Here is a 22,412-nt window from a genome sequence, read left to right on the forward strand (position 1 = left end):
ACCGGCCGTGCGATGCCGGGATGTCCGGTGGTCAGGCCCCGTCGCCTGATGCGTCCTCGCCCACCTCGTCGGGCACCCGCGACGCGGGCACCACGGGACGGCCGGCCGGCGGCCGGCTCGGGTCCGGCCCGTCCGGCCCGGCGGGCGTCGGTGCGGCGGCACCCGGATCGGCCGCGCCCTCCCCCCGGGTGGCGGCGGACCACACGTCCTGCTCGGGTGCCGGCTGAGAATCATGCCCGGTACGGGTGGCCTCGCGCCACACGTGGTCCGCCGCCGGGTTCGCGCCGGGCCCCGCGGGGCCGGCCGGCGTGGCGGGTCCGGTCGGGGCGAAGGCCCGCAGCAGGCTGGCCACCCCGGCGGCCAGATCGCCGGCACCGGTGGCGAGCCGCTCGGCGAATTCGGGACTCGGGTCCCGCAAGGCCGCGATACCACGACAGACCGGACAGACACAGCATTCCGGTGATCCGGTGGCGAATCCCGCGCCGCCGGACGCGGAGCCGCTGGACGCCGCCGTCCGGTCACCGGCGGCGGGGCCGCCCGGGGTGTGACCGAGGACACCCGAGAGGATCCCACCGAGCGGACCCCAGGGACCCGCCCCCGGCGCGGCGGCGGCGAGCCGGGCGGCGCCCAGCAGCATGGCGACGAGGCGCTCGGCCTCTTCCCGGGCGGAACCGGGATCAGTGGTGCCCATGGGTCGGCTCCTCTACCGTGACGACCAGTCGGCGGTCGGGTCAGTGGGCCGCACCGGATGCTTCTACCCGGCGCTTGAGCTGCTTCAACGCCGCATCCATGATCATTTTCTCGGCCTTGCGGCGAAACATGCCGAGCATGCCCACGGAGAGCTCCACCTCCAGGGTGTAGGTCACCGTGGTGGTCCCGTCCGGGTTCCCCACCAGGTCGTACGACCCGCGCTGGGACCTCTGCATCTTCGAGGGCGCCACCAGGTGCCACTCGATCCGGGAGATGTCCTCGGCGTACTCGTAGGCCAGCACGTACTCGTCGGCCATCACCCCGGCGTCGAGGGTGAACCGGACCTGGCTGGCGTAGCCGTCCTCGTACTCCTCGATCACCTCCGCCTGCCGTACCGCCTCGGCCCACTCGGGGTAGCGGGGGAAGTCGCAGATGACCGTCGCCACCCGGTCCGGTGACGCGCCGATGATGATCGACTGGGTGGAGGAGTCCGCCATGGGGGGAGGCTACCCGGCGGGGCCCGAACCCGCGCCGGGGCAGGGCCGGCCCGCGTCCCACCACCCGGGCAGGCAACCTCGCTGGCCGGCCCTCGGATACGGGCGGGTAGGTTTCGACAGAGCCGCCCCGGCGGCCGGCCCGGCCAGTGCGAGCACGAGGGAGTGCAGGTGCGCGAGTTCTCCGTCCCGCCGATCGTCACCGTCGGCGACGCGGCAAACCTCACCGACCCGGTCTGGGAGAACGCGGAGGCCGCCCCCGACACGGTGCAGTTCGTCCGGCGCGACGCCGGCACCTCGACCGAGGTGACCTGCCGGCAGTTCCGCGACGAGGTGGTCGCGGTGGCCCGTGGCCTGGTCGCGGCCGGCATCGCGCCCGGCGACCGGGTGGCGCTGATGAGCCGCACCCGCTACGAGTGGACCCTGTTCGACTACGCCATCTGGGCCGCCGGCGCGGTCACCGTGCCGATCTACGAGACCTCCAGCGCCGAGCAGGCCGCCTGGATCCTGGCCGACTCCGGCGCGGTCGCCGTCGTGGTGGAGAGCACCGCGCACGCCACCCTGGTCGCCGGGGTCCGCGACCGGCTGCCCGAGCTGCGCGAGGTCTGGCAGCTCGAACTCGACGCGGTGGGGCAGCTGGTCACCGCCGGCGAGGCGGTCGACGCGGCCGACATCGAGGTACGCCGTACCTCGCTGACCGCCGACGACGTCGCCACGATCATCTACACCAGCGGCACCACCGGCCGCCCCAAGGGCTGCGTGCTGACCCACCGCAACATGTACGCCGACATCGCCAACGCGGTGCCGGTGCTGCCGAACCTCTTCCGCGAGGGCGCGTCCACCCTGCTCTTCCTGCCGCTCGCGCACGCCTTCGCCCGGCTGATCCAGATCGGCGTGGTGCAGGCCCGGGCCACCATGGCGCACTGCGCCGACACCAAGAACCTGGTCGGCGAGCTGCAGGACTTCAAGCCGACCTTCGTGCTCTCCGTACCCCGGGTCTTCGAGAAGGTCTACAACGGCGCCCGGCAGAAGGCCGAGGCCGAGGGCAAGGGCAAGATCTTCGACCGGGCCGAGAAGGTCGCGATCGCGTACAGCGAGGCCCTGGAGACCCGGGACGGGCCGGGCCTGGCGCTGCGGGCCCAGCACACGCTCTTCGACAAGCTCGTCTACCGCAAGCTGCGGGCGGCGATGGGCGGCCGGTGCCGGGACGCGATCTCCGGTGGCGCCCCGCTCGGCGCCCGGCTCGGGCACTTCTTCCGCGGGGTCGGGGTGACCATCTGCGAGGGCTATGGCCTCACCGAGACCTCCCCGGCCGCCGCCGCGAACCTGCCCGGCCACACCCGGGTCGGCACGGTCGGCCGGCCGCTGCCCGGCGTCACCATCCGGATCGAGGAGGACGGCGAGGTCCTGATCTCCGGCGACATCGTCTTCCGCCGCTACTGGCACAACGACACGGCCACCGCCGAGGCGCTCACCCCGGACGGCTGGTTCCGCACCGGCGACCTCGGCCAGCTCGACGAGGACGGCTACCTCAGCATCACCGGCCGGAAGAAGGAGATCATCGTGACCGCCGGCGGCAAGAACGTCGCCCCGGCGGTGCTGGAGGACCAGGTCCGGGCGCATCCGCTGGTCAGCCAGTGCCTGGTGGTCGGCGACCGGCAGCCGTTCATCGCGGCCCTGGTCACCGTCGACGAGGAGGCGCTGCCCAAGTGGCTGGAGGCGCACGGCAAGCCGGCCGGCACCCCGGTCGCCGAGCTGCGCGACGACGAGGCGCTGCGGGCCGAGATCCAGGGCGCGGTGGACCTGGCCAACCAGTCGGTCTCCAAGGCCGAGGCGATCAAGGTGTTCCGGATCCTGCCGCAGGACTTCACCGAGGCCACCGGCGAGCTGACCCCGTCGTTGAAGGTCAAGCGGCAGGTCGTACACAAGACCTACGCGGCGGAGATCGCGGACATCTACCGACGCTGACTACGATCCGTCAGGTGTCCGCCTCCACCGCCAGCCAGCCGCAGACCCGCCCCATCGCCGCCGCCGCGCGCGTGGTGCTCCTCGCGCTGGTCGCCGCCCTGACCCTGTTCGCCACCGGTGAGCTGGCCCCGCTCTGGTGGATCGCCCTGCTGGGCATCGCCGGGCTGCCCGCCGTGCTGGCCCCGCAACACCGCCAGCTCGGGCTGCTCAGCCGCTTCGCCGAGGTGGTCGTCCTCGGCCTGGCCGCCAGCCAGATCGCCGCCGCCACCCACCTGACCGGGGTGACCGGCGGGCTGGGCGCCTCGGCGGTGCTGCCGTACCTGGCCGTGCCCGTCACCGTGACGGCGTTGCGCCGCCGCTACGCCGAGGGGGTGGCGCTGCTCGTGGTGGCCGCGGCCACCCTGCTGCTCAGCGCGGCGTTCACCGAGGTCGACGGCGGGCGGCAGCTCGGCCAGCTCGGCTACCTGGCGGTCTGCGCGCAGTGGCTGATCCTCGCCGGGCTGGGCATCTGGACCGCCGTCACGTTCCAGCGGGTGGTGCGGGTCCGCGGCGAGGGCAAGCCCCAGCCGTACGCCGAGGCGACCCGGCTGCTGACCCAGCTGCGGACGGTGGCCCGCCAGCTCCCCGGCGCGACCCTCGACCCGGGCGGCATCTCCGAGCACCTGCTGGAGGAGCTGCGGATGGTCGCCCGCACCGACCGGGGCGCGGTGCTCTCCGCCTCCGGCGGCGGCCGGCTGGTGGTGCTGGCCCAGATCGGCGCGGACCGGGTGGACTGGGAGACCACGCTCGACGCGGACTCGGCCATCGCCGACGCGTGGGCCAGCCAGCAGCCGCAGACGTCGAGCCGCTCACAGGCCCGCTCCCGGCAGTCCGGGCAGGTGTCCGCCCTGATCGTGCCGCTGGTCGCCGGGGTCCGCACGGTCGGCCTGGTGGTGATCGAGGCGGACGCCGCGCACGCGTACCCGGCGGCGGTGATGTCCCGGGTGACCGCGCTGACCGGCCCGGCCGCGCTGCGCCTGGAGGCCGCGCTGCTCTTCGACGAGGTGCGCTCGCTGGCCACCAACGAGGAACGGCAGCGGCTGGCCCGGGAGATCCACGACGGGGTGGCCCAGGAGCTGGTGATGGTCGGCTACGGCATCGACAACGCCCTGGCGTACGTCGACGAGGACCCGAAGGAGACCGCCGAGGCGCTGCGCACCCTGCGCCAGGAGGTCACCCGGGTGATCACCGAGCTGCGGCTGAGCCTGTTCGAGCTGCGCAGCGAGGTGGACCGGCACGGTGGGCTGGCCGCCGCGATCGCCGAGTACGCGCGCACCGTCGGCGCGTCCGGCGGGCTGCGGGTGCACCTGTCGCTGGACGAGTCCACCGCCCGGCTGCCCGCCGCCACCGAGGCGGAGCTGTTGCGGATCGCCCAGGAGGCGGTCACCAACGCGCGCAAGCATGCCGGCGCGTCGAACCTGTGGGTAACGTGTGAGGTCGACCCGCCGTACGCCCAGATCGAAGTGTCGGATGACGGTCACGGCATCGGTGACCAGCGCCCGGACGGGCACTATGGTCTTGCGATCATGGCGGAGAGGGCGGAACGTATCCGGGGCCGGTTGGAGATCAGCCCGCGGCAGCCCAGCGGCACGACGGTGGCGGTGGTACTCGGCTCCTCGCCCCGGCGCGATAAGGTGCGCGGCAGCGCCGCAGCAGCAGAAGGGGAGTAACCCGAGGATGACCACTAGTCCGACACCGGCCACCCGTACCAAGGTTCTCCTTGTCGACGATCACGACCTGATCCGCAAGGGTCTGCGGCACGCCTTCGAGCGGGACCGGCAGTTCGAGGTCGTGGGCGAGGCCGCCACGGCCGCCGAGGGCGTCCGCCAGGCCGGCGCGCTCCAGCCGGACGTGGTGATCATGGATCTGCGGCTGCCCGACGGCAGCGGCCTGGAGGCCACCCGCGCGCTGCGCAAGTCCAGCGCCACCATGGGCATCGTCGTGCTGACCATGTACGCCGGCGACGACCAGCTCTTCGGGGCCCTGGAGGCCGGCGCGAGCGCGTTCGTGCCGAAGACCGCCCCGGCCGACGAGGTGGTGGCCGCCGCCCGGCACGCCGCCTCCTCCCCCAGCGCGTTCACCGCCGCCGACCTGGCCGAGGCGATGAAGCGCCGGCTGGCCCCGTCCGGGCCGCAGCTCTCCCCCCGCGAGGGTCAGGTGCTGCGACTGCTCGCCGACGGCATGAGCGTCGCCGGCATCGCCAAGCAGCTCTTCGTCAGCGAGTCGACGGCCAAGACGCACATCTCGAAGCTCTACGAGAAGCTCGGCGCGGCCAACCGGGCCCAGGCGCTGATGACCGCGCTCCGTCTCGGTCTGCTGGAAGCACCCGACGCGCCGAAGTTCTGACCACCCCGACGGCCCGAGGCCCGCGTCCCGATCCGGACGCGGGCCTCGTCCGCGTCCGCGGCCCGGTCGACCGCGCAGCGTGAGCGGCCGACCGCGCAGCGACGGTGGTCTTTGCACCACGAGAACGGGCGGGCAGAATACCCGGGTGACTCGCGCGGCGGTGACCCCGCGCGGCGGTTGACACCAAAAGGGGCAGGGCATGCAACGGCCGGACTGGGCACCGGACACGATCGACATCGAGCGCCCCAGCGTCGCCCGCATGTACGACTACTACCTCGGCGGCTCGCACAACTTCGCGGTCGACCGGGCCGCCGCCCGGGCCATGGTCGAGGCGGTCCCGGAGGCGCCGCTGATGGCCCAGGCCAACCGGGCCTTCCTGCGCCGGGCCGTGCAGTTCCTCGCCGAGTCGGGGGTACGCCAGTTCCTCGACATCGGCTCGGGCATCCCCACCGTCGGCAACGTGCACGAGATCGCCCAGCGGGTCGACCCGGCCTGCACGGTGGTCTACGTCGACGTGGACCCGATCGCGGTGGCGCACAGCCGGGAGATCCTGGCCGGCAACGACCGGGCCACCGTGGTGCAGGAGGACCTGCGCCGGCCGGCGGAGATCCTGCACCACCCCGAGGTGACCCGACTGCTGGACTTCTCCCGGCCGGTGGCCGTGATGGTGGTGGCGGTGCTGCACTTCATCCCGTACGCGGACCGGCCGGAGGAGATGCTGCGGACGCTGCGCGAGGCGCTGGCGCCCGGCAGCTACCTGGTCCTCTCCCAGGCCAGCGACGAGGGACGCGGCGAGACCGGCGAGCGGGCCGAGGCCGAACGCGTCTACCGGCGCACCGACAACCAGCTCTGGTTCCGCAGCCGGGCCGAGCTGACCGCGCTCTTCGACGGCTTCGCGCTGGTCGATCCGGGGGTGGTCTGGGTGCCGCAGTGGCGGCCCGAGTCGCCCGAGCAGGCCGAGGACGCCGCGCAGGCGGGCTTCCTGGGCGGGGTCGGGCGGCTCGGTGGCTGAGACCGCCGGCACCGGCCGCTCCTGCCCCGGCGTCTTCGCCCGGGCCTGGGCGAAGGCCGTCTCCGGCACGAGCTACCTGCCGATGACCCAGGCCCAGTTGGAGACGCTGTTGCAGCGGCTCACCGAGCGGCTCGCCGTGGCCCTGCGGTCCGAGCCGTTCGACCTGCGGATCGGGCAGCAGGTCGGCGCGGAACTGGTCCGGGCGCACATCGCCTCCGCCGAGGGGCTCGGTCGGACCATCGAGGTCATCCAACTGCGCCTGGTCCGCGACCTGGGCCTGGTCGCCGACGACGTGGACGACCGGATGGCCCGGCTGCTGGCCACGGTGGCCACCGGGTACGCCCGCGCCCTGCGTGACCGCACCCTCGACGAGCAGGAGTCCATCCGGCGGGCCGCGATGATGGCCCGCGCCCAGGCCGAACGGGCGCTGCGTGACAGCGAGGCCCGGTTCCGCCACCAGGCCACCCACGACCCGCTGACCGAGCTGCCCAACCGCACGCTGTTCACCGAGCGGCTCGCCGCCGCGCTGGACGAGGCCGAGCGGGTCGGGGTCTGCTTCCTCGACCTGGACCGGTTCAAGGTGGTCAACGACAGCCTCGGCCACCAGATCGGCGACCTGCTGCTGGTCTCGGTGGCGCAGCGGCTGCGCCGGGCCCTCGGTGGGCACCTGGTGGCCCGCCTCGGCGGCGACGAGTTCGTCATCCTGGTCGAGCGGACCGGCTGCGCCGACGACGTGATCCGGGTGGCCGAGGCGGCGCTCGCCGCGATCAACGAACCGGCCCTGGTCGACGGGCACGAGCTGACCGTCTCGGCCAGCATCGGCATCGTCGAGCGGCCGGTGGCCGGCACCTCACCGATGGAGCTGATGCGGGCCGCCGACAGCACCCTGCACTGGGCCAAGGCGGCCGGCGGCGCCCGCTGGTCGATCTTCGACGCCGACCGCAACCGCCAGGAGCTGGCCCGGTACGCCCTCTCCGCCGCCATCCCCACCGCGCTGGAGCGGGGCGAGTTCTATCTCGACTACCAGCCGCTGACGGCGCTGCGCGACGGGCGGCTGGCCGGCATGGAGGCGCTGGTCCGGTGGCGGCACCCGGAGCTGGGCGTGCTGCGGCCGGACAGCTTCATCGGGCTGGCCGAGGAGACCGGCCTGATCGTCCCGCTGGGCGCCTGGGTGCTGGCCGAGGCGTGCCGGGAGGCCCGCGGCTGGGACGACGGCAGCGGGGCCGCCCCGTTCGTCAGCGTGAACCTGGCCGTCCAGCAGGTCCGCCGGCCCGACCTCGTGGACGAGGTGCGCGAGCTGCTGCGGCGGACCGGCCTGCCACCCGGGCGGCTCCAGCTGGAGATCACCGAGAGCACCATGATGAGCACCGCCGAGGAGCCGGTACGCGCGCTGCGGGTGCTGGCCGACCTGGGTGTCCGGATCGCCATCGACGACTTCGGCACCGGCTACTGCAACCTCGCGTACCTGCGGGGCCTGCCGGTGACCGAGCTGAAGCTGGCCGGCGAGTTCGTCACCGGGCTGCGCAAGCCCGCCGACGATCCGGCCGGCCGCACCGACGAGCGGATCCTCGCCTCGCTGGTGTCGCTGGCGCACGCGCTGAACGTGACGGTGACCGCCGAGGGCGTGGAGACCGCCGGGCAGGCCGACCGGCTGCGCGCGATCGGCTGCGACGCCGCGCAGGGCTGGCACTTCGGCCGGCCCGGGCCCGCCGCCCAGCACCTGGGCCGCTCCCCCGCCCGCTCCGGCGTCACCGTCCTGTCCGGCACCACGGCCTGAGGGCCGGGTCAGCCGGCGAGCAGGGCCGCCATCCGCTCGGCCTGGGTGTCCCAGCGCCACTCCCGCTCCACCCAGGCCCGGCCGGCGGCCCCGAGCTGCCGGGCCAGGTCCCGGTCGGCGAGCAGGGTGGCCACCCGGTCGGTGAGCTGGGCGACGTCGCGGCCCCGCACCACGTAGCCGGTCTCGCCCTCGCGGACGGCGTCCGGCGCGCCGCCGGAGTCACCGGCCACCACCGGCAGCCCGGTCGCGCTGGCCTCCAGGTAGACGATGCCCAGGCCCTCCACGTCCAGGCCGCGGTTGCGGGTCCGGCAGGGCATCGCGTAGACGTCGCCGGCGGCGTAGTGGGCGGGCAGCTCGGCCGAGGGCACCGAGCCGGTGAAGACGACGTCGCGTTCCACCCCGGTCTGCCGGGCCAGCTTCTCCAGCGTCGCCCGGTAGGGGCCGCCCCCGACGATCAGCAGCGCGGCGTCCGGCACCCGACGGCGGATCTCCGGCAGGGCGCGGATCAGCATGTCCTGTCCCTTGCGCGGGACCAGCCGGGACACGCAGACCACCACCGGCCGGTCGGCGAGGCCCAGCCGCACCCGGACCCGCTCCCCGTCGACCGACGGGTGGTAGGTGTCCACGTCCACGCCGGGCGCGAGCCGGCGCAGCTCGGTCACCCCGTCCAGCACCTTCGCCAGCCGGGACCGGGTGTACTCGCCGAGGTAGGTGGTGACGTCCACGCCCCGGCCGATCCGGCGCAGCGCGGCGCGGGCCCCGGGCAGCGTCGCCCAGCCGGCCTCGTGCCCGTGGGTCAGGGCCACCGCCCGCCGGATGCCGGCCCGCCGGCGCAGCCCCGCCGCGAGCAGCCCGAGCGGGGCCGCCGCGCCGAACCAGACCGTGTCGCAGTCGTACGCCCGGGCCAGCTTCGCCGCGCGGCGGGCGACCAGCGGGGTGGGCAGCAGCACCTTGGTGTGCTCCCGGACCACCTCGAAGGGCTGGTCGGCGTCGAACTTGTCGGCCCCCCGCCAGCTCGACGCGTAGACCACCACGGACCCGGCGGGCTGGCGTACGGCGAGCTGGTGCACGAAGGACTGGATGCCGCCGGGGCGGGGCGGGAAGTCGTTGGTGATCAGCAAGGTCCGGCTCATCTGCCGTGCTCCCTGGCGTAGGCGCGGGCGGCGGCCATCCGCTCCACGGTGGACGGGTGGGACGCCGACCAGAGGTGCTCCCAGCGGGGCGGGTCGGGGTCGGCCAGGTTGACCCCGGCGAGCCGGCGCTGCATTGCCTCGAAGGTGACCGGGTCGCCGGTGAGCGCCAGCGCGTGCGCGTCGGCCCGGGCCTCCACCCGCCGCGACACCAGGGCCTGCACCGGGGTGGCCAGCAGGCCGGCCACGCTGATCAACGCGATCAGCAGCGGGAACGCGGCGGGGGCGGTGATCCGGTCGACGCCGGCCAGGCGCAGCAGCGGCGCCCAGGAGCCGAGCAGGTAGAGCGCCACCACGGCGAGCGCGGCGCCGAGCGCCCCGGTCAGGGTGCCGGTCCACACGTCCCGGTCCTTGGCGTGCCCCAACTCGTGCGCGACGACGCTGGTCACCTCCTCCGGGGTGGCCTCGCGCAGCAGGGTGTCGTAGACCACCACCCGCCGGGTCGGCCCGAGCCCGGAGACGTACGCGTTGACCGCCCGGGTCCGCCGGGAGGCGTCGGCGACCAGCACGTCGCGCACCGGTACGCCGTCGCGGGCGGCCATGCTGATCAGCTCGGTGCGCAGCGGCCCCTGCTCCATCGGGGTGAACCGGTTGAACACCGGCTCGACCAGCACCGGCAGCACGAACGACAGCAGCACCACCAGCGCGGCGGCCCCGGCCGCGCCGAACGCCCACCACCAGCGCGGCGCGAGGCGGACCACCGAGTAGAAGCCGAGCAGCACCAGCGCGCCGATGACCGCGCTGACCGCGTACGACCGGAGCAGGTCGGCGGCCCAGCCGGCCCAGCCCTGGGTGCTCAGCCCGTACCGGGTGAGCACGGTCTGCCGCCAGGCGGCGAACGGGAGGGTGAGCAGGTCGGCGAGGAACATCACGGCCAGCCCGCCGAGCACCGCCTGGGCGATCCAGTGGTCGTGGAAGGGGCGGCCGACGAGCGTGACGATGCGGCCGCCCAGCGGGGTGAGCCCGAGCACCAGCGCCACCACCAGGCCGACGGCGAGCGCGGACCAGCCGGCGGGGCGCAGCGCGCCGTGGAAGGCCCGCCCCCGGGCCACCTGCTCGACCGGCAGTGCCCGCAGCGCGGCCAGCTGGTCGGCGCGCGGGGCCGGCGGCCGGCCCCACGGGATCAGCAGCGCCCCGGCGACCACCAGGGCGACGAGCAGCCCGGCCAGGGTCAGCACCGCCCAGCCGCGCGGGCTCACCGCCGTACCCCGCCGTCGTGGCCCGCCCGTCCCATGCCGCTCCTCCCGCCGAGAGCGCCCATCCTATTGCCCGGCGCCGCCGCGCCGAGCCGGGAGCCCGCGGCCGGCCCGGACCCGGGATGTCGCGACGACCGCGACGGCCCGGCGACCGGGCGGGTCAGGCGACGCGGCGACGCCGGCCGGGGCGACGGACCGGTGGGGCGGACGAGGCCGGCAGCACCTCCACCTCGAAGCCGGCGCGGGCGAACACCTCCATCGCGCGCAGCTCGGCCGGCCCCAGGTCGGCCGCCGGGCCGGTGTCGAGCAGCGCGGTCACCAGACAGCCGGAGCAACCGGCCCCACGGATCCCGCACGTGTCGCAGTCGATGAGCATCCATGCCTCCTGACGCGGTCGGCGGTGGCGGACGGCGGACCGCCCGAGCACCGTCGGTCACCACGACGCTAGGCCAGGGGTACGACAGAACCGGACAACGAGGCAGCAGCCGCCCCGAATCCGATCATCAAGGGGCGACCCCGACGGGCTCGCGCCACGGCGACCGGGCGGGGCCCGGTACGGAGGTCAGGAGCGGGCCAGGCGACGCAGCAGCGAGTCCGCGCCCAGCGGGTACGCGCCGTGCCGGCGCACCCCGTCGGCGACCTCGCGGTCGGAGGAGACCACGACCACCGGCCGGCCGGCCGGCTCGGCCCGGACCAGGCGGCGGATCAGCTCGTCGGCGGTCTCCCCCTTGCGGGAGAAGAGCACCCGTACGCCGCGCGGCGCGGGCGGCAGCCCGTGGATCCGCTCGGCGCCGTCGAAGACCACGGTGACCTCGTCGCCGGTCTGCGCGGCGATCCCGCCGAGCCCGCTGATCAGGCGTTTGCGCTGCTGTTCGAGGGACATCTCGCCGAAGCCCCGCTTGGTGACGTTGTAGCCGTCCACCACGAGGTGCGCCTTGGGCAGGGCGAGGAGCTGGTCCAGCCGGGCCGGGTCGTCGGTGTCCCGGGCCCGGGCGGACGCGCCGGCCGGGGTGGCCGCCGACTGGTCGGCGAAGGCGTCGCCGACGAAGTCGGCGGGCAGCCGGTCGACCGGGTCGAGGGCCAGCTCCCGGCGCAGCCCGACGGCGGCCTGACCGATGGTCTCCAGCAGCAGCCACAGCCGGGCGTCGTCGACCGACCGGGCCTCCTTGGCGCTGGCCCGGGCCACCCCGGCGGCGGCCTCCGCCTCGGCCAGCCGGGCCCGGGCCCGGCGCAGCTCGGCGTCGGTGTCGGCGGCCGCCCGGGTGGCCCGGCCCCGCTCGGTGGCGAGCAGCTCGGTGGCCTTGCGCTCCCGCGCCTGGGTCTCCCGCAGGGTACGGCTGAGCTGCCGGTTCTCCTCGCGGATCTGGTTCAGCTCCTCACGCACCCGGGCCAGCTCGTCGCGGAGCTTCTCGGCCTCGACCCGGGCCACCGCCCGGTCGTGCTCGGCGCGGGTGGCCCGCTGCTCGGCCTCGCGGACCAGTTCGGCGACGACCGCGGTGTCCGCCTCGGCGCGGACCGCCGCGCCGCTGGACTCGATCAGGTCCCGCCAGCCCCGGGGGCGGGCCAGGTACGCCAGGGCGGCCACCTCGACCGGGTCGGCGGCGGCCGGCGCGGTCCCGGACACCACGGCCGCGCCCAGGTCACCGGCGTCGGCCAGCACCCGGGCGGTGACCCGCTGCCGGAACAGCGGGTCGGCGGTGAGCTGGGCGGCGATGGCCGGCGCGCCGAGTCGGGCCCGCCGGTTGGGGGCGAACTTGGCGACCCGGCGCAACGGCACCGGCACCTCGTCGGCGGGCAGGCCGGGCAGCACGGCGGCGGTCAACGCCACGATCCGCTGGCGGACCGGCTCGGGCAGGATCGGCTCCGGCTCGGGCGCGCCCGCGTCGGTCTCCGCGCCCGGGTCGGCCGGGTCGTCCCCGGTGGCCTCACCGACGTGCCCGTCGACCACCGGCTCCTCCAGCGAGGAGCGGTCGTCGTGCGGCTCGGTGAGGGGCATGTGGCAAGTCTCCCACCCCGAACGGGCCCACCGCCCGGTGAGTGAGCCGATCTCTCATCCTATCCCCGTGGTAACGGAGGGGACGGCTGGGACGGGAGTGTCGCACCCGGCCGTTAGCGTGCCGCGGGTGACGACTGGGGAGTACGTCCAGGAGGCGCTGGCCGGCCTGGACCGGGCGCCGGGTGACGGGGTCGACCCCGCGCTGCCGCTCTACGCGACCACCTTCGTGGTGGTCGACCTGGAGACCACCGGCGGCGCGCCCGACGGCGGCGGGATCACCGAGATCGGCGCGGTGAAGGTGCGCGGCGGCGAGGAGCTGGGCGTGCTCGCCACCCTGGTCAACCCGGGCGTGCCGATCCCGCCCTTCATCACCGTGCTGACCGGCATCACCCAGGCCATGCTGCTGCCCGCGCCGCCGATCGAGCAGGTGCTGCCGAGCTTCCTGGAGTTCATCTCCGACGCCGTGCTGGTCGCCCACAACGCCCCCTACGACGTGGGTTTCCTCAAGGCCGCCTGCGCGAGGCACGGCTACCGCTGGCCCAACCCGCGGGTGCTGGACACCGCCGCGCTGGCCCGCCGGGTGCTGACCCGCGACGAGGTGCCCAACCGCAAGCTGGGCACCCTCGCGGCGTTCTTCCGCACCACCACCCAGCCGACGCACCGGGCGCTCGACGACGCCAAGGCCACCGTCGACGTGCTGCACGGGCTGATCGGCCGGCTCGGCGGGCACCGGGTGGACACCGTCGGCGAGGCGATCGAGTTCGCCCGGGCGGTCACCCCCACCCAGCGCCGCAAGCGGCACCTCGCCGACGGGCTGCCGAAGGTGCCCGGGGTCTACATCTTCCGCGCCGCCGACGACCGCCCGCTCTACGTCGGCACCTCGGGCGACATCGCCACCCGGGTCCGCAGCTACTTCACCGCCGGCGAGAAGCGGGCCCGGATCTCGGAGATGCTGGCCGCCGCCGAGCGGGTCGAGGCGGTGGAGTGCGCGCACTCGCTGGAGGCCGAGGTGCGCGAGCTGCGGCTGATCGCGGCGCACGCGCCGCCGTACAACCGGCGCTCCAAGTACCCGGAACGCCAGGTGTGGCTGAAACTGACCGACGAGGCGTACCCCCGGCTGTCGATCGTCCGGGACATCGCCCCCACCGACACCGCCTACCTGGGCCCGTTCCGCTCCAAGCAGGCCGCCGAGCTGGCCGCCGCCGGCTTCCACGACGCGGTGCCGCTGCGCCAGTGCACCCACCGGCTCTCCCGGCGCACCACCATGCCGGCCTGCGCGCTGGCCGAGCTGGGTCGCTGCCCGGCGCCCTGCGAGCACCGGATCACCCCGGAGGAGTACGAGCACCGCGCCGCCACCCCGTTCCGCACCGCCACCACCAGCGACCCCCAGGTGGTGGTGGACGCCCTGCTCGCCCGGATCGAGACGCTCTCCGCCGCCCAGCGGTACGAGGAGGCCGCGGTGGTCCGCTCCCGACTGGCCGCGGTGCTGCGCGCGGCGGTCCGGATGCAGCGGCTGGCCGCCCTCACCGGCATCGCCGAGCTGGCCGCCGCCCGCCCGGCCGCCCGGGGCGGCTGGGAGCTGGCCCTGGTCCGGCACGGCCGGCTGGCCGGCGCGGGCGTCTCGCCGCCCGGCGTCCACCCTCGACCGACCATCGTCGCGATCCGGGCTACCGCCGAGACGGTGCTGCCCGGTCACGGCCCGGTGCCGGCGGCCACCGCCGAGGAGTCCGAACGCATCCTGTCCTGGTTGGAGCGACCGGAGACCCGGCTGGTGGAGGCCTCGTCCGGGTGGGCCTCGCCGACCGGCGGCGCGGGCCGGTTCCGGGCCCTGCTGGCCAAGGCGGAAAACGGGGGGTCCCACCAACTCTCGACCGAACGCTCATGACCAAGTGTCCGATCGGACGACGTCGACTCGCTTAGGCTGTTAGAGAAGTGCAGTCCTGCCCGATTCGCGGGCCTGCTCCCGGTCGCCGGCCCCGGCGGCCCGGAGCGGGGGTGAGGAGGTGTCCCAGGTGGACGTCGACGCCGGACATGGCGCCGCCCTGGGGGGCGCCCTGCCGACCCAGCCCGGCGAGCTGCCGCTGAGCCGGCGGTTGCGCGCCCTGCTCACCTGGCCCACCGCCGACGGCGACCCGGTCACCGCCCTGGTCCGCGCCCATCGCGGCATCCACCCCAGCGCCGACGCCTCGGTGCTGCGCCGGGCGTACACGATCGCCGAGAACATGCACCGCGGGCAGTTCCGCAAGAGCGGCGAGCCGTACATCACCCACCCGCTCGCCGTCGCGCAGATCTGCGCGGACCTCGGCATGGACACCATCACCCTGGTCGCCGCGCTGCTGCACGACACGGTCGAGGACACCCGCTACACCCTCCAGGCGCTCCAGGAGGACTTCGGCCGCGAGGTGGCCCACCTGGTCGACGGGGTGACCAAGTTCGACAAGGCGTTCTACGGCAAGGCCGCCGAGGCGGAGACCGTCCGCAAGATGATCGTCGCGGCCGGCAAGGACGTCCGGGTGCTGGTGATCAAGCTGGCCGACCGGCTGCACAACATGCGCACCCTGGGCGTACGCTCCGCCGCCTCCCGGGAGCGGATCGCCGGCAAGACGCTGGAGGTGCTCGTCCCGCTCTGTGACCGGCTCGGCATCCAGACCCTCAAGCGCGAGCTGGACGACGTGGTGCTGCTGCACCTGCAACCCGAGGAGCACACCCGGCTCTCCCGCTTCGTGCACGACCGGCCGGGCTGGGACGCGTACCTCGACGACGTGGTGGCGCAGACGAAGGTGGCGCTACGCCGCAACCGGGTCGACGCGCAGGTCTCCCCCCGTCCCCGGCACCTCTACTCGATCTGGAAGGACACCGTGTCGGGCGGCCACGCCGCCCCGTACGACCTGCCGCGCATCGCGATCGTGGTGGACGGGCCGGCCACCGACTGCTACGCCGCGCTCGGCGCGGTGCACGGGCTCTGGCGCCCGGTGCCGGGGCGGTTCAAGGACTTCATCGCCTCCCCCAAGAACAACCTCTACCGGTCGCTGCACACCAGCGTCTGCGGCCCGCAGGACCGCACCGTCGAGGTGCTGATCCGCACCGAGGAGATGCACCGCGCCGCCGAGTACGGGGTGGCCGCCCAGTACCGCTTCCCGCGGGCCGCCGCGCGGGGCGCCGACCGGTCCGACGAGCTGGCCTGGCTGCGCCGGGTGCTCGACTGGGAGCAGGAGACCGTCGACCCGACCCAGTTCATGGCCTCCCTGCGCTGCGACCTGGCGGAGACCCAGATCCAGGTGGTCGCCGACGGGCGGCAGATCGTCCTGCCGGCCGGCGCGACCCCGGTCGACCTCGCGTACGAGCTGGGCACCGAGCGGGGCGACCACTGCCTCGCCGCGCGGATCAACGGCCGGCTGGCCCCGCTCTCCTCCGAGCTGGAGGAGGGCGACGTGGTGGAGATCTTCACCGAGAGCGACGCGGAGAGCGGCTTCGAGGCCGACGTGGCGCCGCGCGGGCCGCGCCGGGAGTGGCTGGGCTTCGTCAAGTCGCCGCACGCCCAGATGCAGATCAACCGCTGGTTCGCCGAGCACACCGAGCCGGGCATCTCGATCGCCGACAAGGTACGCCTCGGCCGGGCCAGCATCGGCCTGGCGCTGCGCAAGCACAACCGGGGGCTGGCCAGCGACCTGCCGCTGCTGCGGCTCTCCGAGGAGCTGGGCTACCCCGACCTGGAGACGATGCTGGTCGCGGTCTTCGACCGGGCGGTCGAGCCGGACACCGTCGTCGAGCAGTTGATCCACCTCGTCGACCACCGCCCCTGACCGCGGCTCCGGGCCGCGGCCACCGCCCGCCGACCGGGTACCTGAACGCCCCTCACCCCTCGACCCCGGCCGGCCACTAGCCTGAAGGCATGATCCCCCGCGCACGAGCCACCGGACGAGCCCTCGGCTACCAGCTCTTCTACCGCCTGCCGGTGCCGCTGCGCCGCCGGCTGGTCCGGCTCGCCGTACCGAAGTACGTGGTCGGCGCGGTCACCCTGGTCCGCGACGCCGAGGCCACCGGCGCGGGCCGGATCCTGCTGCTGCGCCAGCCGCCCGGCTACAGCTGGACCCTGCCGGCCGGGCTGCTGCAACGCGGCGAGAACCCGATCGTCGGCGCCGCCCGCGAACTGTACGAGGAGTCCGGCGTCCGGCTCTCCCCCGACCGGCTCCGCCCGGCCGTGCCGAACGCGGTGGTGCACGCCAAGGGCTGGGTGGACGTGGTCTTCGAGACCGAGGTGCCGGCCTCGACCACCGAGCTGGCGGTGGACGGCGCCGAGGTCTTCGAGGCGGCCTGGCACCCGCTGGACGACCTGCCCCGGCTCAGCCGGGCCACCGCCAACCTGCTCGGTCACTACGGCATCGGCCCGGCCGCGGGCGGGACACCGCCGGCGACGGCGCCGGGCGCGTGACCGGCGCGCGCCGCCCCGGCGGGGCGCGGGGTTCCACCGGTCCCGCCGGCCCGGGCCGGCCCAGCGGACCCGCCGGCCGGGCCGGCACCGGCCCGAGCGGCGGAGAGGGTCCGACCGGCGCCACCGGTCCGGCCCGTCCCCCGGCTCCCGGGGGCCCCGTGGATCCGGAACGCCCCGGCGATCCGGAAGGCCCCGCCGGCAGGCAGGGCGCCCCCGGCCCGGAGAGCAGCACCGGCCCCCAGCGCACCGCCGGCCCGGAATCGGCGGACGGCCGTACCCGACCCGGGCCCGGTCGCGCGGCGGGGGCCGGGCGGAAGGCGGTGGACGTCTGTGCGGTGGTGCTCGCCGCCGGGGAGGGCACCCGGCTGCGGCCGCTGACCCTGTCGGTGCCGAAGGCGCTCTGCCCGGTGGGCAACGTGCCGCTGCTGGACCGGGCCCTGGACCGGCTGGCCGGGCTGGGCCTCACCGGCCCGGAGCGGGTCGCGGTGAACGCCTGCTACCTGGGCGACCAGGTGGTGACGCGGGTCGGGTCGCGGGCCCACCTCTCGGTCGAGCCGGGCGACCCGCTCGGCACCGCGGGCGGGCTGGGCAACCTGCGGGACTGGATCGCCGGGCGGGGCGTGCTGGTCGGCAACGCCGACGCGTACCTGGCGGATCCGGCCGCCCCGCCGGGACCGGACGTGGCGGCGCTGCTGGACGGGTGGGACGGGCGCAGCGTACGCCTGCTGGGTCAGCCGGCGGCGGACCCGACGGCACCGGGCACCTTCAGCGGCCACCGCTTCGTGGGTTTCTCGCTGCTGCCCTGGCGGCTGGTCCGCGACCTGCCGGCGACCTTCGGCGACCTGGTCCGGGCGGTGTGGCGGCCGGCGGAGGCGGCGGGTGCGCTGGAGGTGGTGCCCTACCGGGGAGTCTTCTACGACACCGGCACGCCGGCCGATTACCTGGCCGCGAACCTGCACGCGGCCGGCGGCGGCAGCCTCGTCGACCCGACCGCGACGGTCACCGGGCCGGTGGACCGGGCGGTGGTGGGCGCCGGGGCGACGGTCCGGGGCGCGCTCACCCGGGCGGTGATCTGGCCGGGCGCGACGGTACGCGAGGACGAGCGGCTCACTGACGTGATCCGGGCCGGCGCGGACCTGACCGTCCCGGCGAGGACTTAGCATGGGCGACGACGCCGACGAACGGAGAAATGTCCCGTGATCACCGCGATCGTCATGATCGACTGCGCCACCGACTCCATTCCCGAGGTGGCCGAGACCCTGGCCAACCTGCCCGGCGTCAGCGAGGTCTACTCGGTGGCCGGTCACGTCGACCTGATCGCCGTGGTCCGGGTCCGCGAGTTCGAGCAGATCGCGCAGGTCATCGCCGGACGCATCTCCAAGGTGCCCGGGGTGCTGAACACCGAGTCGCACATCGCGTTCCGCGCGTACTCCCAGCACGACCTGGAGGAGGCGTTCGCGATCGGGCTGGCCAACGCCGACTGACCCGGGTACGCGGGTGGCCGGCCCGCCCCGAGGGGTCGGACCGGCCACGCCTCAGCCGTACCGCGTCAGCTCTGGCTGGGCGCCGGGCTCTCCGTGGTGCCCGGGGCCGGCGCCTCGCTGCTGCCGCCCGGGGCCGGGGACTCGGTGCCGCCCGGAGCCGGCGCCGTGCTGCCGCCCGGGCCGGGCGTGCCGCTGGCGCTGGTCTGCGGGACCGGGACGCCCAGGGTCTGGGCCAGGGCGACCAGTGCGTCGTAGTGCGCCTGGAGGACCGGCAGGGCGTCCTGGGCCAGCTGGACCACCGACTGCTCGGAACCCTGCGAGATCTCGGTCTGCGTGGCCTGGATGGCCGCGACATGGCCGGCCAGCTCGGCGGTCACCCACGCCTTGTCGAACTCGGCGCCGCTGAGGTTGTTCAGCTTGTTGATGACCTTCTGCTGGTCCGCGGTCGGGTCGGACGGCAACTGGACGTTCAGCTGCTGAGCGGTGCTCTGCACCGTCTGGTCCAGCTGGGTGTGGTCCGTCACGAACTGCTTACCCAGGTCCTTTACCTGCTGGTTCTGGCCCTTCTGCTGGGCCAGGTTGCCGCTCGCGATCTCCGCCAGGTTCACCTGGTGCACCGCCTGCAGGTACTGGGTGTCCTGCGTCGACGGCTGCGCCGCGGCCTGTGCCGCCGCAGCCGGCGCCAGCCCGACGAGCACCAGCGCGGCCAGCAGGCCCAGGCGTTTGATTCCCAACATGCTTTCCCCCCCTTGAGACGTTGGACCGCACGGATACCCGGCTGACCGGGGTTATTCCTGCGTTTCCACCCGTGCAGTGTCCGGGGGCGGCGGCGTGGCGGAGCGGCACCGTCGATCACGGAGTGGGCGGGAGGGGGCGATCGGCGCGGAAACGCCCGTGGCGCCCGCCGGAGGGATCCGGCGGGCGGGACCGAAAAACACGGCGCGGAAACGCCCGTGGCGCCCGCCGGAGGGATCCGGCGGGCGGGACCGAAAGACACGGTGCGAAAACGCCTGTGGCGCCCGCCGGAGGGATCCGGCGGGCGCCACGGGCGTTCGTACGCTGCGGGTCAGCGGCGGCTCTCGCCGCTGCCGATCTCCTCCCGCTCGGCGCGGGGCTCGACCGGCGGGTGTCCCGGCGAGACCGGCGCCTCGGCCGGCTTCTCCATCGGGTAGAAGAAGCCCCGGATCGCCGGGCCGAGCGCGCCCAGCCGGTTCATCTTCTTGGGGACGACCCAGCCCACGTAGTCCAGCGCCGGTGCGTGCCCGTCGTGGCCGTCGGCCGCGCTGAGCGGCTGGTGGACCTCGATGAACCGACCGTCCGGCAGCCGCTTGATGATGCCGGTCTCCACGCCGTGCGCCAGCACCTCGCGGTCGTGCTGCTGCAGACCGAGGCAGATCCGGTACGCGACGTAGTAGGCCAACGGCGGCACGATCAGAATGCCGATCCGGCCGGCCCAGGTCATCGCGTTCAGGCTGATGTGGAACTTGTCGGCGATGACGTCGTTGGCCCCGGAGAGGGTCAGCACCAGGTAGAACGCGACCGCCATCGCGCCCACCGCGGTCCGGGCCGGCACGTCGCGCGGCCGCTGGAGCAGGTTGTGGTGCTTGTAGTCCTTGAGCCGGCGGGCCTCCAGGAACGGGTACATCGTCGACAGGCCGACCAGGATGCCGGGGAGCACGACCGTCGGCCAGAACAGCGGCGGGATGACGTACCCGTCACCGATCGGGATGTTGATCTCCCATGCCGGCATGAGGCGGGTCGAGCCGTCGAGGAACATGACGTACCAGTCGGGCTGGCTGGCGGCCGAGACCACCCACGCCTCGTACGGGCCGAAGTACCAGATCGGGTTGATCTGGAACAGGCCGCCGAGCAGCGCGATCACGCCGAAGACGACCATGAAGAAGCCGCCCTGCTTGAGCGCGTAGCGCGGGAACATCCGCTCGCCGACCACGTTCTCGTTGGTCCGGCCGGGGCCGGGCCACTGGGTGTGCTTCTGCTTGAAGACCAGGCCCAGGTGGACGCTGATCAGCGCCACCAGCAGACCGGGGATCAGCAGCACGTGGGCGATGAAGAACCGGCTGATGATGATGGTGCCCGGGAACTCCCCGCCGAAGACCGACGAGGTGACCCAGGAGCCGACCACCGGGATCGACAGCATGATGCCGGAGGCGATCCGCAGACCGGTGCCGGAGAGGCCGTCGTCCGGCAGCGAGTAGCCGGTGAAGCCGGCCAGGAAACCGACCCAGAACAGCAGCGAGCCGATGATCCAGTTGGTCTCCCGCGGCTTGCGGAACGCGCCGGTGAAGAAGACCCGCAGCATGTGCACCACGATCGCGGCCATGAACATCAGGGCCGCCCAGTGGTGCATCTGCCGCATGACCAGACCACCCCGGACGTCGAACGACAGGTCCAGGCTGGAGGCGTACGCGGCGGACATCGGGGTGCCGCGCAGCGGCGCGTAGCTGCCGTCGTAGACCACCTCGGTCATCGCCGGCTCGTAGAAGAAGGTCAGGAACACACCGGTCAGCAGCAGGACGACGAACGAGAAGAGCGCGATCTCGCCCAGCAGGAAGGACCAGTGGTCGGGGAAGACCTTGTTCAGCAGCTTGCGCAGCGGCGTCGCCACCTGGAAGCGGTCGTCGACCGCCCCGGCGGCCTTGCCCGGCACCGCTGCTACGTCAAACTTTCGGCGCTTCATGGCCGCTCCCAGAAGTCGGGACCGATGGTTTCGGTGTAGTCGGACCTCGCCACGAAGAAGCCCTCCTCGTCCACCTCGATCGGCAGCTGCGGGAGCCGCCGGCTGGCCGGGCCGAAGACCGGCTTGGCGTTGTCGGTGATGAGGAACTGCGACTGGTGGCACGGGCAGAGCAGACGGTTGGTCTGCTGCTCGTAGAGGCTGGCCGGGCAGCCCGCGTGCGTGCAGACCTTGGAGAACGCCGCGTAGTTGCCCCACATGTAGTCGCCGTGGCCCTCCCGGGCGTTGGCGGCACGCGACTTCTGGGCGTCGTCCTCACGGAGGTGGATCAGCAGGGTCGGCGAGTCGGCGTGCTTGTTGCTGACCCCGCCGTCGATGCCCGGGAAGACGGTGAGCTGGCCACCGGCGCTGACGTCGGCCGGGCGGATCGGCCGGCCGTCCTCGCGGATCAGCCGGATCTTCTTGCCGTCCTTCGGCGCGAAGCCGGTGGTGAACATCTGGTTGTTCTTGTGCGGGTTGGAGATCAGGCCACCGACCAGCGGCGCGGCGGCGACCGCGGCGACCGGGGCGAGACCCGCGAGGGCCGACAGGCCCAGCAGCGGACGACGCCGGACGCCCATCTCGTCGGCGAGGTAACGCATGGTCTCGCCGGTGATCCTGCGGTCCTCCGCCGGGCCCGGCTGGTCGTGCCGGTCCTGGATCGAGACCTCCTTGGGCAGCAGCTTCTTGCCCCAGGTGAGGATGCCGAAGCCGATGCCGAGCAGCGCCAGGCCGAGGGTCAGGCCGAGCAGCGGGGTGTAGAACTTGTCCCCGCCGCGGCCCGCCTCCCACTTCCAGGGCCACCAGATGTAGACCACCAGGAACGCGGTGGCGAAGATGCCGGTCAGCCAGAAGAACGAGGCGACCGTACGGGTCATCCGGCGCTCGGCCTTGCTGCCCGGGACGACCTGCTCCTCGTAGTGGACGATCTCGATGTCGTCCCGACGCGCGCCCTCCAGGACGATGTCGAACCGGGAGAGCCGGGGGTCGTTCACGTCGAGCGGCTCCCGGCCCTGGGGGGCCTGCTGCCCGGTGTGGGTGCTCATGCCGTCAC

Annotated in this window: 19 protein-coding genes; 10 read left to right on the top strand and 9 right to left on the bottom strand. The window is 74.2% G+C overall.

The features are described 5' to 3' along the window. Positions 1-31 precede the first annotated feature (31 nt). The gene (locus GA0070611_RS14070) at positions 32-691 is read right to left on the bottom strand and encodes a hypothetical protein (protein WP_091664027.1); all 660 of its coding nucleotides are present in this window, start codon (positions 689-691) and stop codon (positions 32-34) included. A gap of 40 nt (positions 692-731) precedes the next feature. Further along, positions 732-1,187 (bottom strand): SRPBCC family protein, encoded by a 456-nt coding sequence (locus GA0070611_RS14075; protein WP_091664032.1) that lies wholly within the window; start codon positions 1,185-1,187, stop codon positions 732-734. Between the two features lie 168 nt (positions 1,188-1,355). Between GA0070611_RS14075 and GA0070611_RS14080 the strand changes: the two genes are divergently transcribed. The 5 genes from GA0070611_RS14080 (at position 1,356) to GA0070611_RS14100 (ending at position 8,326) form a co-directional block, all read left to right on the top strand. After that, complete coding sequence (locus GA0070611_RS14080; RefSeq protein WP_091672899.1) at positions 1,356-3,152, top strand: AMP-dependent synthetase/ligase; 1,797 nt, start codon at positions 1,356-1,358, stop codon at positions 3,150-3,152. A 14-nt stretch (positions 3,153-3,166) separates the two neighbouring features. After that, complete coding sequence (locus GA0070611_RS14085) at positions 3,167-4,861, top strand: GAF domain-containing sensor histidine kinase (protein WP_091664037.1); 1,695 nt, start codon at positions 3,167-3,169, stop codon at positions 4,859-4,861. 7 nt (positions 4,862-4,868) lie between these two features. Next, positions 4,869-5,537: a response regulator transcription factor gene (locus tag GA0070611_RS14090; protein WP_088972416.1), complete on the top strand. Its 669-nt coding sequence runs from the start codon at positions 4,869-4,871 to the stop codon at positions 5,535-5,537. A 199-nt stretch (positions 5,538-5,736) separates the two neighbouring features. After that, positions 5,737-6,549 (top strand): SAM-dependent methyltransferase, encoded by an 813-nt coding sequence (locus GA0070611_RS14095; protein WP_091664041.1) that lies wholly within the window; start codon positions 5,737-5,739, stop codon positions 6,547-6,549. A gap of 82 nt (positions 6,550-6,631) precedes the next feature. After that, a complete protein-coding gene (locus GA0070611_RS14100) occupies positions 6,632-8,326 on the top strand; it encodes a putative bifunctional diguanylate cyclase/phosphodiesterase (RefSeq protein WP_091672901.1) in 1,695 nt (564 codons plus the stop codon). Between the two features lie 8 nt (positions 8,327-8,334). Here the strand turns inward: GA0070611_RS14100 and GA0070611_RS14105 are convergent, their stop codons facing one another. The 4 genes from GA0070611_RS14105 to GA0070611_RS14120 all read right to left on the bottom strand — a co-directional run bounded on the left by GA0070611_RS14105 (position 8,335) and on the right by GA0070611_RS14120 (position 12,708). Continuing rightward, a complete protein-coding gene (locus GA0070611_RS14105; RefSeq protein ID WP_091664044.1) occupies positions 8,335-9,459 on the bottom strand; it encodes a glycosyltransferase family 4 protein in 1,125 nt (374 codons plus the stop codon). Continuing rightward, on the bottom strand, positions 9,456-10,715 hold the full coding sequence (locus GA0070611_RS14110) for a M48 family metallopeptidase (protein ID WP_091664049.1): 1,260 nt from the start codon (positions 10,713-10,715) through the stop codon (positions 9,456-9,458). Before GA0070611_RS14110 ends, GA0070611_RS14105 begins: the two co-directional genes overlap by 4 nt. Before the next feature lie 157 nt (positions 10,716-10,872). Further along, on the bottom strand, positions 10,873-11,088 hold the full coding sequence (locus GA0070611_RS14115) for a hypothetical protein (RefSeq protein WP_091664054.1): 216 nt from the start codon (positions 11,086-11,088) through the stop codon (positions 10,873-10,875). 186 nt (positions 11,089-11,274) lie between these two features. Further along, positions 11,275-12,708, bottom strand: coding sequence for an NYN domain-containing protein (locus GA0070611_RS14120; RefSeq protein WP_091664057.1), 1,434 nt, complete (start codon positions 12,706-12,708; stop codon positions 11,275-11,277). A 127-nt stretch (positions 12,709-12,835) separates the two neighbouring features. Here GA0070611_RS14120 and GA0070611_RS14125 point away from each other — a divergent pair, with 127 nt between their 5' ends. From GA0070611_RS14125 to GA0070611_RS14145, 5 genes are all read left to right on the top strand, one after another. Continuing rightward, positions 12,836-14,593, top strand: a complete 1,758-nt coding sequence (locus GA0070611_RS14125; protein ID WP_091664061.1) for a DEDD exonuclease domain-containing protein — start codon at positions 12,836-12,838, stop codon at positions 14,591-14,593. A 127-nt stretch (positions 14,594-14,720) separates the two neighbouring features. Then, positions 14,721-16,511: a RelA/SpoT family protein gene (locus GA0070611_RS14130; protein ID WP_091664065.1), complete on the top strand. Its 1,791-nt coding sequence runs from the start codon at positions 14,721-14,723 to the stop codon at positions 16,509-16,511. An 89-nt stretch (positions 16,512-16,600) separates the two neighbouring features. After that, on the top strand, positions 16,601-17,140 hold the full coding sequence (locus GA0070611_RS14135; protein WP_091664068.1) for an NUDIX hydrolase: 540 nt from the start codon (positions 16,601-16,603) through the stop codon (positions 17,138-17,140). Positions 17,141-17,460: 320 nt separating this feature from the next. Further along, the gene (locus GA0070611_RS14140) at positions 17,461-18,300 is read left to right on the top strand and encodes a nucleotidyltransferase family protein (protein ID WP_091672903.1); all 840 of its coding nucleotides are present in this window, start codon (positions 17,461-17,463) and stop codon (positions 18,298-18,300) included. A 36-nt stretch (positions 18,301-18,336) separates the two neighbouring features. Beyond that, positions 18,337-18,624, top strand: coding sequence for an Lrp/AsnC family transcriptional regulator (locus tag GA0070611_RS14145; RefSeq protein WP_091664073.1), 288 nt, complete (start codon positions 18,337-18,339; stop codon positions 18,622-18,624). A gap of 65 nt (positions 18,625-18,689) precedes the next feature. Here GA0070611_RS14145 and GA0070611_RS14150 read toward each other — a convergent pair whose 3' ends face one another. The 3 genes from GA0070611_RS14150 to qcrA all read right to left on the bottom strand — a co-directional run bounded on the left by GA0070611_RS14150 (position 18,690) and on the right by qcrA (position 22,404). Next, a complete protein-coding gene (locus tag GA0070611_RS14150; protein ID WP_091664077.1) occupies positions 18,690-19,361 on the bottom strand; it encodes a DUF4142 domain-containing protein in 672 nt (223 codons plus the stop codon). A 329-nt stretch (positions 19,362-19,690) separates the two neighbouring features. Next, positions 19,691-21,322, bottom strand: coding sequence for a cytochrome bc1 complex cytochrome b subunit (qcrB, locus tag GA0070611_RS14155; RefSeq protein ID WP_091664080.1), 1,632 nt, complete (start codon positions 21,320-21,322; stop codon positions 19,691-19,693). Further along, positions 21,319-22,404 carry a cytochrome bc1 complex Rieske iron-sulfur subunit gene (qcrA, locus tag GA0070611_RS14160; RefSeq protein WP_091664085.1) on the bottom strand — a complete coding sequence of 362 codons (1,086 nt, stop codon included), beginning with the start codon at positions 22,402-22,404 and terminating at the stop codon, positions 21,319-21,321. The genes qcrB and qcrA overlap by 4 nt, the downstream gene beginning before the upstream one ends. Positions 22,405-22,412 lie beyond the last annotated feature (8 nt).

This window comes from Micromonospora auratinigra (assembly GCF_900089595.1).
Lineage (GTDB): Bacteria > Actinomycetota > Actinomycetes > Mycobacteriales > Micromonosporaceae > Micromonospora > Micromonospora auratinigra.